Here is a 16,523-nt window from a genome sequence, read left to right as displayed (position 1 = left end):
GCAGCAGCATGACAAATGAAGCGAAACTGAAGAGAGTAAGACCGTCGGACATCGTTATTATGATCATTGTTGGAGCGGCCATGCTCCTTTGTCTCATACCATTCCTGCATATCATTGCAATGTCTCTGAGCTCTAAACAAGAAATTATCTCCGAACGGGTTACGATTTTTCCGCGAGGCTGGGACTTTGAATCCTACAAAATCGTTTTCCAGGACGCCAGAATGCTGCGCTCGATGGGACTTACAATCATACTGACAACTGTATTTACGATTGTCAGTATGGTGATGAGTATATGTGCAGCATATCCGCTTACCAAGACTCAATTAAAGGGCAGATCATTTTTCATGATGATCATCGTCTTTACGATGTTTTTCAGCGGAGGCTTGATTCCAGAATATCTGCTTGTCAAACAGCTTGGCATGCTTGATCATATGACGTCGCTTATTTTACCGGGTATGATTAGTGCATTTAACTTGATTATTCTGAGGTCCTTCTTCACATCCATACCGGCGAGCCTTGAAGAATCCGCTTATCTGGACGGCAGCTCACACCTTAGCACCTTAATTCGTATCGTCCTGCCGTTGTCGCTTCCAGTGCTGGCAACACTCAGCTTGTTCTATGCGGTATCCAGGTGGAATGGATTTATGGACGCCCTTTTCTATATAAGTAATTCAGAAATGTATCCGATTCAGCTCAAGCTGTATCAGGTTGTCATGAACAGTATGGTTACGGATCTGACAGCACAGGAAGGTGCGGCAGCATCGGAGGTTGTTCCGGAAGGACTTAAAGCGGCAAGTATTATGTTCGCAACATTACCGATTCTTATTGTCTATCCGTGGCTGCAGCGGTATTTCGTATCTGGGGTTATGGTCGGGGCGGTGAAAGGATGACCTTGACGGTATATATTGCCGGTGATTCCACGGCTGCAAATTATCCTCCCGAGCAGGCACCGATGCAAGGCTGGGGAGCGAAGCTTGGACTATTCCTTCCGGCCTCTTACCGGGTTGCGAATGAAGGTGTATGCGGCAGAAGTTCCAAGAGTTTCATAGAGGAAGGAAGGCTGGAGTCGATTCTGGAGAGAATTCAACCAGGAGACTTTCTGCTAATCCAATTTGGCCATAATGACAGCAAGGAAGATATGGACAGGCACACCAGTCCCTGGGATACGTTTCCAAAGTATCTTCAGCAGTATATTGGGGGAGTAAAGGATAAAGGAGCAACACCCGTTCTAATTTCTCCGATTTGCCGCAGACACTTTGACTTTGATGGGCTCCTGATCCATACGCATGGCGATTATCCGCGTTCGGTGGAAGCATTGGCTGTGCGGGAAAAAGTATCGTTTATCGATCTGAATGGAAGAAGTGCTGCTGCTTTTAAGGAGATGGGTGAGCTCAAATCCAAAGAATGGATAACCTGGCTGATGCCTGGTGAACATTCGAACTATCCAGACGGAATTAATGATGATACGCATCTGAATGAATGCGGAGCTGAAGCTATTGCACGCATCGTGGCTGAGGCACTCATCAAGCAGTACCCAGTCTTTGGTTAATCTCTCTGCCTGGCAGAGGTGATAACATATAGCAAGATACATTATTCGAAAAGGGGATTCGTACATGCAAGCAAAACAGAAAAAATGGTTTGCAACATCGGCAGCAGTTGTGCTGCTGGCAAGTGTACTGTCGGCGTGCGGAAATTCGAATGACAATAACAACTCTTCTGGCACATCAGAATCAACATCGCCTGATAGCACAGCAACAGCGAACACAAGCAAAGAAAAGGTAACACTGAAGGTTGAAGTATTTGACCGTGGCAATGCACCGGCTGGAGCTGGTCCTGTAACGGATAACTACTGGACGCAATGGATCCAAAAGAACTTTGGTGATCCGAACAATATTAAGCTTGAATTCGTACCGGTTCCACGGAATCAGGAAGTAGACAAGCTAAACGTCCTTATGGCAACTGGCGACGCTCCCGATCTTGTGTTTACTTACGATATGAATACGATTTACAATTACGTGAAGGATGACGGCTTGACTGATCTCACTTCGCTGCTCGAGAACGCACCAAACCTAAAGAAGTTCCTTGGTGATGATGTATTGAATTACGGGGTGTTCAACGGCAAGCAGTATACGATTCCTGCGAAGCGCCCGCTGCAATTCACCCAGTCTACGTATATCCGTAAGGATTGGCTGGATAAGCTAGGCTTGCAGGCTCCAAAAACAACAGAAGAGTTCTACGAAACAATGAAAGCGTTTAAGGAGAAGGACCCTGGCCAAACAGGCGGCAAAGTCATTCCTTATGATTTCAGCGCAATCGACAGCACGTCGATTACGACTCCATTCGTACTCGTTAATGCCTTTGTGAAAAAGATGACAGAAGAAGAGTTCTACTCTCTGACGACATCGAGCTATATTCCGGAATTAACAAAGCCGGGCTATAAAGATGGCATGCAATATTTGAATAAATTCTTTCAAGAAGGCCTCATTAATCCTGATTTCGCGCTCGATAAAGACGGCAAGCAATTCGAGAGCGATGTAGCGAACGGGTATGTCGGTGCCTTTACTGCACTGGCTGCTCACCCCAATCTGATGGCACCTGGCAAAGTGTTTGATACGCTTAAGCAGAACGTTCCAGGCGCAGAATATATTGCGATTGATCCGTTTACAGACGAAGAAGGCAAGACGCCGAAATCGATCTACGATCCGATCGGCATGCACATGATGATTCCGAAGACGAGCAAGCATGCAGCAGAGGCTATTAAATATTTGGACTGGATGTCTCAAGCTGATGTTTTGTTTACGCTGCAGAATGGTAACGAAGGCGAGCATTATACACTGGAGAACGGCTTCCCTAAAGCTATCACAACGGATGAAGCGAAGAAGACCTTCTATAACAACAACGATATTGCTATCATTTCTAACGGTAAAGACTTTGGCTCAATCGAAAAAGATATTGAAGCTACGGCTTACCAATTCCCTGGTTATGAAGAGATTGCGAAGCAGTCGATTCAGAACGCGCTTAAAGACGGTTACACGATACCTCGCTTCGACCGTCCAATTGAATCGGAGATTAAATATGGTACGACACTGAAGGCCAAGGCCTATGAAATTGTCGTGAAGAGTATTCTGGCTAAGCCAGATCAGTTCAACAAAATATTTGATGATGGCGTCACCGAATACATGAAGCTTGGCGGCCAAGCGATTCAGGACGAGCGTCGTGCGGCTTATCAGGAACTGAAAAAATAAATGATTAAATAGGCAAACCCCATTCAAGCTATGGGGTTTGCCCCTATTTCTATATACAAAAGGATGGGAAGCTATGAAAGTAAACAATAACTATATTATGAGGATGCTTCTTTCTTACCTTCCCATCCTTTTTGTTACGATTAGTGTGCTTATCTTCATCTTCTTCTCCATTATCAATCAGTTTAATGTGAGAAACGCGCTTCAAGCGAATCAGCTGACGGCGGAATATATCACCAATATGGTGGACAGCTCTCTGAAAAATATCTCGATTGATGCTCAGAAAATGATTGAAACAGGCGGCAATCTTCAGCAATTTCTCGAAGCTCCGTCTGACCGTGCGCTTGATTACGAAGCTTCCAACCTGCTCAGCGGGCTAATGGTACGTTATGGTCTTATTGATTCCGTCTATCTGTATAGAGTAAAGGACAGCAGAGTGCTCGATCAAAGCACGATCCGTCCGTTAGATCAATTTCCGGATCAAGGCTTCGTTCAAAGCTCACTGAATCAGGCTTACACGGGAGTCTGGTCTTCTCCGCGCATTAGAGAGAGTATGGCACAAGGCTCCTCTTCACAGGTACGTGTTACAACCTTAGGCTTCAAGATTCCGCGGGATTCCGGCAGTCTTGGTTACTTGATGGTTAACGTCAAGATCTCAGCGTTAAACACCTATATTGGCCAAATGATTGACCATACGATAACGGATGCGCAGCTGTATGATGCAAAAGGGAATTCGTTCTTTAATGCGGGACACACGGCTCCATCCAAAAACAGGCTAAGCGCGGATGTGCTCTCGGACTATACCGGCTGGACCTATCGGATCAGTATTAAAGGCGGGCAGCTGCTCGATTTTCTGTTCCATGGCAGCACCTTGTGGATTTTACTGGGGCTTAGCGTTATTGTCATTGCAATTGGGTCGATGTTCTACATCACCAGGCGAAACTATAAGCCGATCGAATCCATCCTTCATCGGATTGAACGATTCTCCTCCATCGTGAAGCCGGCTGATCCGAAAGAAAAGGAAAACGAGTTCTCCTTTATCGATCAGGCGATTGAACGTTTAATTACGAATAACATGGCCTTCCAAGAGCAGCAGCAGGAGCATTTGGTTATTCGGCGGCAGCAGTTTTTGCAAATGCTGTTAAAGGGTGAATATATAGAAGACCGTGCAGCATGGGAGCAGGAGTGGAATCATTTTGGACTGTCCGCTGGTCATTTTATTGTAGGCGTGCTAGAGCTTGACCATTATGTTCAGTTTGGTCTGAAATACACCCCAAATGATCAATCCTTATTTAAGTTTGTCGTCAGCAGTGTGGCCGTTGAGACCGCTGAGAAGTATGGGCTCAAGGTGATCGTTGAGTGGATTGCGAAGAACCAGCTCGTTATTCTTCTTATTGCAGATGATAGTGGAGCTTTGGAACATCAACTGCTGCAGCTCTCCGAGGAAATCCGGTCATGGGTCGAAAGCCATCTGGATTTCACCGTTACGATTGGGATCGGAATCTCGGCAGATGATGAATCCTCGATTGCCCATTCGTTTGAGGAGGCAGAGGCGGCCGTCAGCCGCAAAGTGTCACTTGGGATTAACCAAATCATTGACGCGGTTGAGGTGAAGGGGAAATTAGGTGGGGAATGGTTCGATTATTTGGAGATGATCCGTACCCTTGTCCGCCAGCTCCGGATGTCGGAGAACGAATGGCAGAATGAGCTGAAGCGGTTGTTCAGTGAGATGGCTGTTCATCGATTGCGCAAGGATGATGTGGACCGTCTGCTTCATTATTTGATGTTCCATCTGGAATATGAATTGGATGGCGCATTGCCGGAAGCGAAGAAGCCTTGGCTGCAGGAGGCTAAGCCGCAGCTTGTTATGGCGGCAGAGCAGTCGGATACGCTAGCGCAGCTCGAGCAGAATTTCCTCCAGACCTTAACGAAGCTTTCGGAGCATATCGAGGAGCTCTCGCAAAGCAAGCGCCATAATTCACTGATGAGAGAAATACGCGATTATGTCGTGGAGCATTTTATGGACCCTAACCTTTCCCTTACCCTGCTGAGCGATCGATTCCAGATCAGTCCAAAATATTTGAGCCAGCTGTTCAAGGAAAGCATTGGTCAAAATTTCAGTGATTTCTTGATTGGCCTGCGGATCGAGTACGCAAAAAGACTGCTTCGGGAATCGGATGTGACGGTGCAGGTTATTTCCGAGATGATGGGCTATGCAAATCCTACTTCTTTTATAAGAGTATTCAAGAAGATTGTTGGCCTCTCTCCAGGGCAGTATCGGGAATCAGAGATAAAGAGCTCGGTTGAGGACTAATCATATGACGAAAGCCCGGATAATCTGATCCGGGCTTTATTTGCATACGCAAAAAGCAATCCTGTCTAGCTTTTCGGAATTTAGTGCATGTGCTGAAAGGTGTCTATTGTGCAGTATATCAGCCTCTTCATATAGTAGAGGAACAAAATAATAGACTATAGACGAGAGGATGCTGAACATCAAATGAATCAGACAATATCTCAATTGAAGTTGAAAGGGGCTGTTCCTGTACAATTAGCTGCCAAACCGTCTTCTCCGATCGAGCATGCTTTGAACATATTGATGCGGGATTTGGAGACTGTATTAGGCGAAAAACCAAATCTAGTTACGGATTCAGGTTCAGCGGAGCTGATTATTCGGTTATCGGAAGAACAGGATGATTGTCCGCAACGGCCGGAGGCCTTCTGCTATCGGTTCCATCTGGACGAAGACGCCGCCTGTATGAGCATTATTGGGTATGACGACCTCGGAATCGTATACGGCATTTTGGAATTTTCGCGCATTTATCTGGGTATTCAGCCTTTCTGGTTCTGGGCGGATCAAGCGATCGTGCGCCGCAGCGAGATTGTTATTCCCTATGAGGAATATGAGGCTCCAGAAGCAAAGGTCCGCTACCGCGGATGGTTCGTGAACGATGAAGTATGCTTAATCGGCTGGAAGGAACCGTATCCTCCTACAAGGGAAGTGTGGGAGCCTGTATTTGAAGCATTGCTGCGCTGTGGAGGGAATATGGTTATTCCGGGGACAGATTTGCCAAGAGACGGGATCCATTATAAGCTTGCAGCCGAAATGGGCCTTTGGGTCACGCATCATCATGCGGAGCCGCTTGGAGCGGAGATGTTCCTGCGTGCCTTTCCTGGCAGAACGGCAAGCTATCAGCAGGAGCCTGAGCTGTTCGAGAGCTTATGGCAGGAGGCCATTGAAGAGCAGAAGGATATGAATGTGCTGTGGGTATTGTCTTTCCGGGGGCAAGGGGATGCACCGTTCTGGATGAATGATCCCTACTTTGACACATCCGAGACGCGTGGTGCCATGATCAGTAAGGTTATTAAAAGGCAGTATGACATGATTAGCAGCGCGGTTTCGAATCCCGTCTTTTGTGCGGCATTGTATGGTGAGATCTCTGAGCTGTATAAAGGCGGATATATCGAACTGCCTGAAGATGTGATTAAGATTTGGGCTGATAACGGTTACGGCAAAATGGTATCAAGAAGACATAATAATCAGAACTTCCGGATTAATGCACTTCCTGCAGCTGATGACGGAGGCAAGCATGGTGTTTATTACCATATTACTTTCCATGACTTACAGGCATCCAATCATCTGACGCTGTATCCGGGCTCGGCTGGTTTTTTGAAGCAGGAGATTGAGTCAGCCTTCACGAGCGGAGCGCATGAATATCTACTTGTGAACAGCGGAAACATTCGTCCGCATGTCTATTCGCTGGATATGATGAGAGAGCTGTGGAACACGGGGGAAATGAACGTAGAGCAGCATTTGGAGCAGTTCGTGAGCAGCTATTATACTTCACATAAGGATGAAATTGTGGAGTTATATCGCAGCTATACGGAAGCTGCTATCCAATATGGACCCCATGCAGACGATCTGGCTGGTGATGAATATTACCATCATCCTGCTAGACAGATCATCGGGCATTGGCTGCAGGGGAAAGACGGGGAACCTGATCCGAGACTCAACTGGGCGGTAGGTGATGCTCCTTTCCTGGATCAAGTGAAAGGCTTTGAAGAGCAGCTTGTGCCCGGCATTCAGAAGTGGACCAATTGGTTGAAGCGCTGTAATAAAGTACTGACGATGCTTGAACCTGGGGATCGCCGCAGAGCGATCGATCAGCTTCGGTACCATGGCGAGCTCCATTTATCAGGCTGTGAAGGATTCTATTGGCTTTGCCGCTCCTATAGGGAGTTTAATGAGAAGCGTTATCCGCAGGCGTTCGTTTTCGCTTCGGAATCGATGTGGAGTTACCGCAGAGGGCTCGCAGCGCTAAGAGAGTCCGAGCATGGGAAGTGGGAACGCTTCTACGAGGCTGACTGGCTGACGAATATATTAAGCACCGTACAAAATGTAGATACATTAAGAAGGTTTATCCGTATGCATGGTGATAGTCCGGACTTCTTCCTATGGTATAAGGAATACCTCATGCCGGAGACGGAAAAATATATCTACCTAGAAAATACGCATCGCAATCCGTTGTCTGACGATGAGCTTGCTCAACTTTTGAAGCAATATTTCGCAAATAATCATACTAGCTCCTAATATTTCAAAGCCGACTTACCGCTGAACCGGTAAGTCGGCTTTTTGCTTGCCCCACTTGACCATATTCCGTTCCAGATGAACCGTATTCCAATCGATAAACCTAGTCACACTAAGCATTTCGGAAATTGGTGTATAACCGGAAATGAGTCTATTGTGGTCTTTTTTTATCTACATACGCTAACGCTTTAGCAAATCTTCACGCACCGGCGTGAACACATCCAGCAGGATGGATGCTTCCAGCGCCATTACACCATGCTTCGCTCCACTTGGGATGCAGATCGTATCACCCGCTGCGAGTACCGTCTCTACGTCATTAATACGGAACGCTATTTTTCCTTTCATACAGTAGCTCATCTGCTCATGCGGATGACTATGCTCATAACCTTCAGCTCCTGGTTCAAAATGCACCTCCATCATCATCAGGCTGTCGCCAGCCTGCTTAATACAGCGGGTAACGCCGGGCTCCGCTTTTTCCCACATTCCTATGTTGCTCATCGCAAATCACTCTCCTTAGCTGAAATTTCACTAGTTCTCATACGTGCAGTGTAGCGCAGTTTGCCCTGTTCGGGCAGTGCCAATCGGAAGAAACTAAAAAAACTACAAAAAAATATAAGATTACCCAAATACGGCTTTTGGGACCTCGCCGCTACAATAAACATGCAGGCCATGTGCCTTACAAATGGTAGGGGGAGGATAAATGAAAACGCTTAAAAAGATTGCGCTGGCTATAGACACGGTACTGGAATCCATTACGCTTATAGGCCTTCTAACGATGATTATCATCGTTACCGTGCAAGTGTTTACCCGCAAAGTATTTAACTTTGTGTTTCACAGCTCGGAAGAAATTACGATGCTGCTTATGGTCTGGTTTTCTTTCCTCGGCATCGCTTTTGGCTTTCGAGAGTATTTGCATATGGGCATTGATTCTTTTACAGCAAAGCTGCCAAAGGTCGTTAACCTGGTGCTGGATAAAATCATCGGCATCACCATCTTTGTTTTTGGCGTGTATCTCATTTATTACGGCTGGGACTTTACGAAGCTGATGAGTGAATCCGAGCTCCCGGCAACCGGCTGGCCTAACAGCCTGCTGTACCTCGTAATGCCGATTACGGGCGTGTTAGTCTGCATCTACGCATTTCTGCAATTAATCGGAATCGATACGAGAAGGCATCGGGAATTAGGAGGGCATGAATAATGGACAGCACGGCAATTGCCACATGTATACTAGCAGGGAGTTTTATCTTGTTCGTCCTGCTTCGGTTCCCGATTGCGCTTGGGCTCGCGGGTTCTTCAATCCTAACCCTGCTGTATCTGAAGGTGCCGCTCGCAACAATCGGCCAGACTATGATACAAGGCATGAACTCGTATTCGCTGCTTACAATTCCATTCTTTATATTGGCAGGGCAGATCATGAGTGAGGGGAAAATGGCTCTGCGCCTCATCAATCTGGCTCAGCTTATAGTAGGCGGCATTCGCGGCGGGCTTGCTATGGTGAACTGCGTAGCTTGTATGTTTTTCGGCAATATATCCGGTTCGGCCATCGCAGACGTGTCCTCCATTGGTTCGGTTATGATTCCGTCCATGAAGAAGAAGGGTTACGATACGGATTATTCAGTTGGTGTGACGGTATCGTCAGCCATTCAGGGCGTCGTTGTACCTCCAAGCCATAACCTGGTGTTGTATTCGCTCGCAGCAGGTGGGGGCATCTCGATTACAAGCTTATTTCTTGCAGGCATTGTTCCAGGCATTATGATGTGTGCTGCGCTTATGGCAACCAGCTACGTTTTTGCTGTGAAACGTGGTTATGAGAAAGGCGATCCTGTCGCTCGAAAAGATGTTCCGCGTATCCTGTTTGACGGCTTCATGTCGCTGCTCACGGCGGTCATTATTTTGGGTGGTATATTTACCGGTTGGTTTACCGCAACGGAAAGCGGTGCGATTGCCTGCTTGTATGCTTTTATCCTTACCTTCTTTATTTACCGGGATATTCCGCTGAAGCGTATGACCGTTATATTGAAGAGAACTTTCCGAACGGTATCTATGGTGCTGTTCCTGATCGCTGCTTCTGCTGCCTTCAGCTGGGTGCTTGCCTATTTGCAGGTTCCGGGCATGATTACGGATTGGATGCTGAACATCTCAGACAATCCGATTATTATTCTTCTCATCATTAATATCGTTCTGCTGTTGCTGGGTGCTCCGATGGATATGGCACCACTTATCCTCATTATGACGCCGATCCTGCTTCCGGTTGTTACGTCGATTGGCATGGACCCTGTTCATTTCGGCATTATCCTCATGCTGAACCTTGGCATTGGGCTGCTGACCCCTCCGGTTGGAACCGTTCTGTTTGTTGGTGCGGCCATCGGCAACATCTCCATATCACAAGCAACCAAAGCGATGATGCCTTTTTTCTACGTATTATGTATCGTCCTGCTTATCCTGACCTATATACCGGGAATTGTAATGTGGCTGCCTAATATGGTCCAGTAGCTATATATAATTGGGACTATTTATGTGAATCCATCAATGTATGCGCTTTCCCAAATGGAAGGCTGTATCGTATAATTCAAAAATAGAGGAGCAAACCTGTTATGAACAAAGGAAAATGGGGATCTATTGTAGCCGTTTCTATGTTTGCTATCATGCTTGCTAGCTGCAGTTCTAATACGAAAGAAACGATCGATAGCACCAATTCGGGAGGCAGTGCCGCCGAAGGCCCTAAGTATACGTTCCGTCTGGCAGATACACATCCAGAGGGTTATCCGACAGTAGTAGGCGACCGGAAGTTCGCCGAGCTGGTGAATGAAAAATCCGGAGGTCGTATCAAAGTCGAGGTATTCCCTTCATCTCAGTTGGGTGAAGAGAAAGCGGTTATCGAGCAGGTGCAGCTCGGTGCAATTGAGCTTACGCGTGTCAGCACAGGTGCACTTGGCGGGTTCAACAAGGAATACGAAGTATTCAGCTTGCCATATATCTTCAATAGTGATGAGCATTTGTGGAAGTTCCTTGAGAGTGACAAAGGCAAAGAGCTTCTAGGCAGCTTGGAGTCTTCCCGCATGAAGGGTCTTGCGTATTACAGCTCTGGCGCACGTAATTTCTATTCGACGAAGCCTCTTACCAGTATTGAAGATATGAAGGGTCTTAAGGTGCGAGTCATTCAGAATAAAGTGAACATCGATCTGATGGAGGCACTTGGAGCCAATGCAACACCAATGGCTTATGGTGAGGTGTTTGGCGCACTGCAGACGGGTGTCATCGATGCTGCAGAAAACAATTACCCAAGCTATGATACGTCCAACCACTATCAGCAGGCCAAAAACTTGATTCTGGATGAGCATCAGCGTGTACCGGAAGTGCTGCTTGTCAGCAAGATTACTTGGGATAAACTATCCGATGCGGATAAAAAGATTATGAGCGAAGCCGCGCAGGAGTCAGTAGCGACACAACGTGCGGAGTGGGATCGATTCGAGAAGCAGTCGGAAGAGAAAATTAAGGCAGCTGGTGTCACGATTACCGAGGTAACTGATTTTGCACCTTGGCAAGAAGCGGTGAAGCCGGTCATTGAGAAGTACCGTGCCGATTATAGCGATATTCTGGACGCGATCGAGAAAGCCGAGTAAATAAGGAAGAGAGGCTGACTCCCGGTTTCCTTCTGATAGGTTGGATTTGGCGACGCGTCAATTCAGGGGGGACCGGGTATGCGCCTGAAACAAGCTTACCGATTAGGGCAGGCACTGCATAAACTGCTGTTTTTGAAAGACCGGCCGCTTACGGTCAAGCTGCTTGTGTTCTTGGCACTACTTGTTGTTGTGCCTTTGACGGTTGTGGGGCTGATCTCGTATAGCAATTCCTCTGCGAGCCTGAAGGATGCTGCCAGCCGCAGCAGCTGGCAAATGATTGAGCAGGTGAAATCGCATATTGAATACTACATCCGTGATTTCGAGATCGATTCTATTAAGCTGCTCAATCAGCCTGAGATGAAGACCATGCTTTTGGCAGACAGCAAGGATGAGCTCCAAGCCTTTCGTCCGTCCATTATGCAGCATTTCAAGGATGTTGCTTATTCACGACCGGATATTTCCCGAATTACATTGCTGGTAGAAAATAGAGCTGTCTTTGATACCGGGAACGAGATGGATATGCAGCTTGCTGCCAAGCTGGAGCAGGAGCCTTGGTATGATACCGTTCCGATGAATGGTGATATTAAACTGATCAGTCGTCTGTCCAGCCGAGGTGATAGTGCTGCAGAGCCGGTTATTTCGATCGTAAAGCGCATTATTGATTCAAGGACGCTGGAGCCGGTCGGCATGTTAATTATGGATATCAACTTCAAACGGATTCAGGAAATCGCCTATAATGTTACCGTTGGCCGCTCGGGTTATATGGCGATAGTAGACGAGAACGGGCAGTACATTTATCACCCGGACCCGTCTATGATTGGCAGCAAGGCAGAATTTCACTACGCGGATTGGATGCTGCAGCAGGATGATGGTTATTTCCAAAGCGGGAAAGGGCCGTTTTATACATTTAACCGCTCCTCCTATTTGAATTGGCATCTTGTAACGGTTATGCCTAATGAGGAGCTTAACCGGGGCGTCGCTTATATTGGGCGTACGATTTTGCTTACTGTACTGATTACTTTGGTTATGGCTTATTTGCTGGCTGCTGCCTTTGCTGCAAGTATCGTTGCTCCGATCCGTAAGCTGCAGTTTTTCATGAAGCGGGTGAAGGATGGTAATTTCGCGGAGCGGGCAAAGGTCGAATCAAAAGACGAGATTGGTATTCTAACCAATGACTTCAACCAGATGGTCGAGAAGGTGGAACAGCTGATGAAGGAGGTCTACACCTCTGAATTGCGGGAAGCAGACCTGTCGCTTAGGCAAAAGGAAATGGAGCTGAAGGTGCTCCAATCGCAGGTGAATCCACATTTTCTATACAATGCGTTGGAAACGGTGCGTGGGATGGCGCTTGAACAAGGGATAACGGATATTTCCAAGCTTGTAACCTCGCTTGCGAAAATGCTCCGCTACAACTTGAGTCATGCCTCTCCAATTGTGACGCTTCGTGAAGAGCTGGCCATTTGCTGCATGTATCTGGATATCCAGAAGTTCCGTTTCGAGGAAAAGCTGCATTACCGCATTCATGTTCCAGAAGAGGCGCTTGAACAGTACATTCCCAAGTTCTCGCTGCAGCCGCTTGTTGAGAATTGTGTCATTCATGGCACGGAAACGGGCACTTCCAGAGTGATGATTACGATATCCGCTGTCTTGAACGGTTCTGATTATAAGGTTACGGTGGCTGATACGGGATCAGGTATAAAGCCTGATCGTTTAAAGCTTATCGAGCGGGACTTACGGGAGAAGGAGCTGTCGACCGACGGGGCACATATCGGCATTATTAACGTCCACCGCCGCATGATGCATTTGTTTGGGGAACGTTACGGCTTAGGCCTTACAAGCCAAGCGGGGACAGGGACTACCGTAACGATTACTTTGCCGCTGAAGGAGGCATGCAGCCATGACGCAATCTCCGTATAAAGTATTGGTGGTGGAGGATGAACGTTGGGTAAGAGTTGTCCTGCGGGAGGTGCTCCGCGAGACGGAGCTGCCCTTTCAAATTGTACAGGAATGTACCAACGGCCTCGAGGCCTTGGACTGGCTGCAGGGACATACGGTCGATATGGTGCTGGCTGATGTTAAGATGCCTGTTATGGATGGTGTCTCCTTTATCGAACGGCTTGCCGATTTAAAGAACAGACCTCCTGTTGTTTTCATCAGCGGTTATGATGATTTTCATGCTGCACGTAAGGCTCTTCGCTGCGGAGTGATTGATTATTTGATGAAGCCGGTCGAGGTTGAAGAGATGGCGAAGACGCTTGGCAAATGGATGGAGGAGCAGGAACGGAAGCAGGAGGCCTCGCAGGGCTCCAGTGCCTTAGGCATGGAAGAAGGCCAAAGCGAAATTATGGAGCGGGTGCTTCAGCAGATTCACGAGCGTCCCGGACATGTCAGCCTGGCTGAGCTTGCAGCCCAGGTTCATATGAATGCCAGCTATTTAAGCCAATATTTCAAGCAGCATACCGGTCGGAACTTTACCGATTATGTTGCCGGTCTTCGGATGGAAGAGGCGAAGATGCTTGTCGCCCGCACCTCACTCCGTATTTCGGAAATTGCGGAGAGGCTGGGGTACAGTGACATTGCTTACTTCAGCAGCACCTTCAAAAGAACAACCGGAAAAAGCCCGCTTGATTTCCGCAAGCAGGAGCAATTGCAGCGGAGCATCTTATGAGCTCAGCTCAATCGAACTTGGACGGCGGCACGTTATAGTATTTCTTGAAAGCTTTTGAGAATGTGAATGGATCAGGATAACCAAGAAAGCCTGCGATTTGTTGAACCGTGTATTTCTTTTGGTAGAGAAAATCGCGGGCTTGGTTCATCTTGATCTGATAGATATATTGCCCTGGCGTGATGCCGAGGGCTTTTTTGAAATACGAGATAAAATATTTCTCCGAGATCCCCGCATGCGCAGCAAGCTCACTCATCTTGATTGATTTATTCAAATGGTCATAGATATATTGGAAGATGGGCTGCAGAACATCGAGAGACCCCTCAGACTTTCTCAGCCTTCTCCCGTTCAGGAAAGAGCCGGTATAATGGCCATGTCCGTGGAGTTCAATGATTTTGGCAATAACGGCTAATAGGCTGGCCTTCAGATATAAGCGGTTCCCCGAATGCTGCTTCTCCATTTGAGCAAATGATTTGTTGAATAGATCTGCTTCCTCACTTATGAGTGAGTACGGAATAATTCCCGACAACTGATAGTCATTCAAGATCCGCTGCTGCGCACCAATTCCATAATCGAAATGAACATAGACCAGATGGCATCCCTCCTCGGAGGAGGCTATATAAGGGATATGGGGATAAAAGAAGATGACATCTCCCTGTCTCGCCGTATGTTCAATACCTGCGATCTGAATTTTGGCAGTCCCGGATTGAATAAACCAAATATCATAATCGGTGTGTGCCTTATGCTCGATCCAAGCCCCGCTATGCTCTTCCCCTCGGCATGATTTCATGCGCAGTGTAATAAATTCAGACAGCTCGTTAAATAGCTCCATATCTATGTCCGGCATGTCATTGAACCTCCACTATTAGACATCGGTTGCTTTTGTTCATTATATCAACGGGTTTCAAGCTCATCAATCTTCTTACTATTTGACATGTTTGTGGAACTATCACATATTCTGCTTTCTGTAGGCTTCTCTATAATGAGGGTATATCCGAAATAGGAGGGCTTAATGTGAGCGATTCGAAAGTGTTGCAGCCAAAAGTAGTAGTTATCGGAGCAGGCAGCTTGTTTTTCGGCCGTCAGTCGATTTGGCAGATGGTGCATTCCCCTTATTTGAACAATGGGACTTTAACATTAGTGGATACAAACGAAGAAAAACTGGCCAAATTGGTCAAACTCGCCGAAATGGTAGCGCGTGAGAATCAGGTGCCTCTGAAGATAGAAGGGTCAACGAATCGAAGAGATGTGCTGAAGGGGGCGGACTTTGTTGTCCTCAGCTTTGCGGAAGATACAGTGAAGTATCGCGGCATCGATTGTGAGATTTCCTTGAAATACGGCATTCGTATGTGCTCAGGTGATACGATTGGTCCTGGCGGGATTTTCCGAGCAATGAGAGAATTACCGGTTATTATGGAATGTGCCAAAGATATCGAAGAGCTGTGTCCGGATGCTTGGGTAATCAATTATATTAATCCGTCTACTGTTCATGGGATGGCCTTAAGCCGCTATGCGCCAAATCTGAAGACGTTTGCGCTTTGCGACAGCCATCATATGCCTCATAAAAAAGCCTACTACGCGGTTCGAGCGGGTATTATTCAAGACCCAAGCGAATTTACAGAGGAGATCGACCGGAAATTCGACTTCCGTATAGCCGGGGTTAATCATTTCACTTGGCTGCTGAAGGCGGAATATGACGGGAAGGACTTCATGTCCACGATCGCCGCTTCGCTTAAGAAATCAGCAGGGACGGAAAACAATGGCGGAGATACAGGTGCCAAGGCGCTTCATAACGATGCTATTAGCTACGAGCTTTATGATATTTTCGGCATTATTCCTACCTGTACGGCGCACACCAAAGAATACGTCAGATACTGGCAGGGGCTTGGCGTGACGAAGGATGCGATTCCGCCATTATCGATCTGGGAGACGGAGGATCGCTACAAGCGCCATGAGGAGATGTGGCAGCAAGTTGATGACTTTATTTCCGGGAAGCTTCCTATCAACAGTTATATGGGAAGCTTTGGTCCCGATCATGCGACGGATATTATTGAGAATATGGTGGGGAACCTGGGCAAAAGATTCTTCATTAATACACTCAACAGCGGCGCTGTAACGAACATGAACGATGATTCTTTCCTGGAGCTGTTAAGTGAGGTAAGCATGGATGGCATCAAGCCGCTTCATGTGGGAGAGATGCCGCGTGGTATTCGCGGGATGCAGGAGCTTGTACTCGATACGCATGAACTGACAGCAGAAGCGGTTGTGGAACGGAGCTTCATCAAGCTGCGCAGAGCGATGATGACCGACCAGCTTGTGAGTTCCATTCATGATGCAGATATGATTATTAAGGAGCTGCTAGAGCAGGAACAAGAGAGAATTCCAAAAGACTGGTACCAATAATAGAT

Annotated in this window: 13 protein-coding genes; 11 read left to right on the top strand and 2 right to left on the bottom strand. The window is 47.2% G+C overall.

Annotated features, from left to right (window positions below; genetic code table 11):
* Positions 1–8 precede the first annotated feature (8 nt).
* The 5 genes from AB4Y93_RS11345 (at position 9) to AB4Y93_RS11325 (ending at position 7,830) form a co-directional block, all read left to right on the top strand.
* Positions 9–890 carry a carbohydrate ABC transporter permease gene (locus AB4Y93_RS11345; protein ID WP_441891924.1) on the top strand — a complete coding sequence of 294 codons (882 nt, stop codon included), beginning with the start codon at positions 9–11 and terminating at the stop codon, positions 888–890.
* Complete coding sequence (locus AB4Y93_RS11340) at positions 887–1,549, top strand: rhamnogalacturonan acetylesterase (RefSeq protein WP_441891922.1); 663 nt, start codon at positions 887–889, stop codon at positions 1,547–1,549. Before AB4Y93_RS11345 ends, AB4Y93_RS11340 begins: the two co-directional genes overlap by 4 nt.
* A gap of 64 nt (positions 1,550–1,613) precedes the next feature.
* The gene (locus tag AB4Y93_RS11335) at positions 1,614–3,245 is read left to right on the top strand and encodes an extracellular solute-binding protein (RefSeq protein WP_441891920.1); all 1,632 of its coding nucleotides are present in this window, start codon (positions 1,614–1,616) and stop codon (positions 3,243–3,245) included.
* A 73-nt stretch (positions 3,246–3,318) separates the two neighbouring features.
* A complete protein-coding gene (locus AB4Y93_RS11330; protein WP_441891918.1) occupies positions 3,319–5,556 on the top strand; it encodes a helix-turn-helix domain-containing protein in 2,238 nt (745 codons plus the stop codon).
* 183 nt (positions 5,557–5,739) lie between these two features.
* Positions 5,740–7,830: a glycosyl hydrolase 115 family protein gene (locus AB4Y93_RS11325; protein WP_441891916.1), complete on the top strand. Its 2,091-nt coding sequence runs from the start codon at positions 5,740–5,742 to the stop codon at positions 7,828–7,830.
* 177 nt (positions 7,831–8,007) lie between these two features.
* Here AB4Y93_RS11325 and AB4Y93_RS11320 read toward each other — a convergent pair whose 3' ends face one another.
* Positions 8,008–8,325: a cupin domain-containing protein gene (locus AB4Y93_RS11320; RefSeq protein WP_441891914.1), complete on the bottom strand. Its 318-nt coding sequence runs from the start codon at positions 8,323–8,325 to the stop codon at positions 8,008–8,010.
* Between the two features lie 202 nt (positions 8,326–8,527).
* Here AB4Y93_RS11320 and AB4Y93_RS11315 point away from each other — a divergent pair, with 202 nt between their 5' ends.
* The 5 genes from AB4Y93_RS11315 to AB4Y93_RS11295 all read left to right on the top strand — a co-directional run bounded on the left by AB4Y93_RS11315 (position 8,528) and on the right by AB4Y93_RS11295 (position 14,118).
* Positions 8,528–9,025, top strand: coding sequence for a TRAP transporter small permease (locus AB4Y93_RS11315; protein ID WP_441891912.1), 498 nt, complete (start codon positions 8,528–8,530; stop codon positions 9,023–9,025).
* A complete protein-coding gene (locus tag AB4Y93_RS11310; protein WP_441891910.1) occupies positions 9,025–10,320 on the top strand; it encodes a TRAP transporter large permease in 1,296 nt (431 codons plus the stop codon). Before AB4Y93_RS11315 ends, AB4Y93_RS11310 begins: the two co-directional genes overlap by 1 nt.
* 101 nt (positions 10,321–10,421) lie before the next feature.
* Positions 10,422–11,450, top strand: coding sequence for a TRAP transporter substrate-binding protein (locus tag AB4Y93_RS11305; protein ID WP_441891908.1), 1,029 nt, complete (start codon positions 10,422–10,424; stop codon positions 11,448–11,450).
* A gap of 78 nt (positions 11,451–11,528) precedes the next feature.
* Positions 11,529–13,367 carry a sensor histidine kinase gene (locus AB4Y93_RS11300; protein ID WP_441891906.1) on the top strand — a complete coding sequence of 613 codons (1,839 nt, stop codon included), beginning with the start codon at positions 11,529–11,531 and terminating at the stop codon, positions 13,365–13,367.
* On the top strand, positions 13,348–14,118 hold the full coding sequence (locus AB4Y93_RS11295) for a response regulator transcription factor (RefSeq protein ID WP_441891904.1): 771 nt from the start codon (positions 13,348–13,350) through the stop codon (positions 14,116–14,118). Before AB4Y93_RS11300 ends, AB4Y93_RS11295 begins: the two co-directional genes overlap by 20 nt.
* 7 nt (positions 14,119–14,125) lie before the next feature.
* On the opposite strand, the gene AB4Y93_RS11290 is transcribed toward AB4Y93_RS11295, so the two are convergent.
* On the bottom strand, positions 14,126–14,962 hold the full coding sequence (locus AB4Y93_RS11290) for an AraC family transcriptional regulator (protein WP_441891902.1): 837 nt from the start codon (positions 14,960–14,962) through the stop codon (positions 14,126–14,128).
* Between the two features lie 167 nt (positions 14,963–15,129).
* Between AB4Y93_RS11290 and AB4Y93_RS11285 the strand changes: the two genes are divergently transcribed.
* A complete protein-coding gene (locus AB4Y93_RS11285) occupies positions 15,130–16,518 on the top strand; it encodes a family 4 glycosyl hydrolase (RefSeq protein WP_441891900.1) in 1,389 nt (462 codons plus the stop codon).
* Positions 16,519–16,523 lie beyond the last annotated feature (5 nt).

Origin of the sequence: Paenibacillus sp. YAF4_2, assembly GCF_052113225.1 — a bacterium.
Lineage (GTDB): Bacteria > Bacillota > Bacilli > Paenibacillales > Paenibacillaceae > Pristimantibacillus.
This window is presented reverse-complemented; position numbering and strand designations above follow the sequence as displayed.

Excerpts from the sequence above, each read along its gene's own strand:
- AB4Y93_RS11305 (WP_441891908.1), top strand. The coding sequence starts at position 10,422 with ATGAACAAAGGAAAATGGGGATCTATTGTAGCCGTTTCTATGTTTGCT.
- AB4Y93_RS11330 (WP_441891918.1), top strand. The coding sequence starts at position 3,319 with ATGAAAGTAAACAATAACTATATTATGAGGATGCTTCTTTCTTACCTT.
- AB4Y93_RS11325 (WP_441891916.1), top strand. The coding sequence starts at position 5,740 with ATGAATCAGACAATATCTCAATTGAAGTTGAAAGGGGCTGTTCCTGTA.
- AB4Y93_RS11340 (WP_441891922.1), top strand. The coding sequence starts at position 887 with ATGACCTTGACGGTATATATTGCCGGTGATTCCACGGCTGCAAATTAT.
- AB4Y93_RS11315 (WP_441891912.1), top strand. The coding sequence starts at position 8,528 with ATGAAAACGCTTAAAAAGATTGCGCTGGCTATAGACACGGTACTGGAA.
- AB4Y93_RS11335 (WP_441891920.1), top strand. The coding sequence starts at position 1,614 with ATGCAAGCAAAACAGAAAAAATGGTTTGCAACATCGGCAGCAGTTGTG.
- AB4Y93_RS11345 (WP_441891924.1), top strand. The coding sequence starts at position 9 with ATGACAAATGAAGCGAAACTGAAGAGAGTAAGACCGTCGGACATCGTT.
- AB4Y93_RS11300 (WP_441891906.1), top strand. The coding sequence starts at position 11,529 with ATGCGCCTGAAACAAGCTTACCGATTAGGGCAGGCACTGCATAAACTG.
- AB4Y93_RS11320 (WP_441891914.1), bottom strand. The coding sequence starts at position 8,325 with ATGAGCAACATAGGAATGTGGGAAAAAGCGGAGCCCGGCGTTACCCGC.
- AB4Y93_RS11295 (WP_441891904.1), top strand. The coding sequence starts at position 13,348 with ATGACGCAATCTCCGTATAAAGTATTGGTGGTGGAGGATGAACGTTGG.
- AB4Y93_RS11310 (WP_441891910.1), top strand. The coding sequence starts at position 9,025 with ATGGACAGCACGGCAATTGCCACATGTATACTAGCAGGGAGTTTTATC.
- AB4Y93_RS11290 (WP_441891902.1), bottom strand. The coding sequence starts at position 14,962 with ATGCCGGACATAGATATGGAGCTATTTAACGAGCTGTCTGAATTTATT.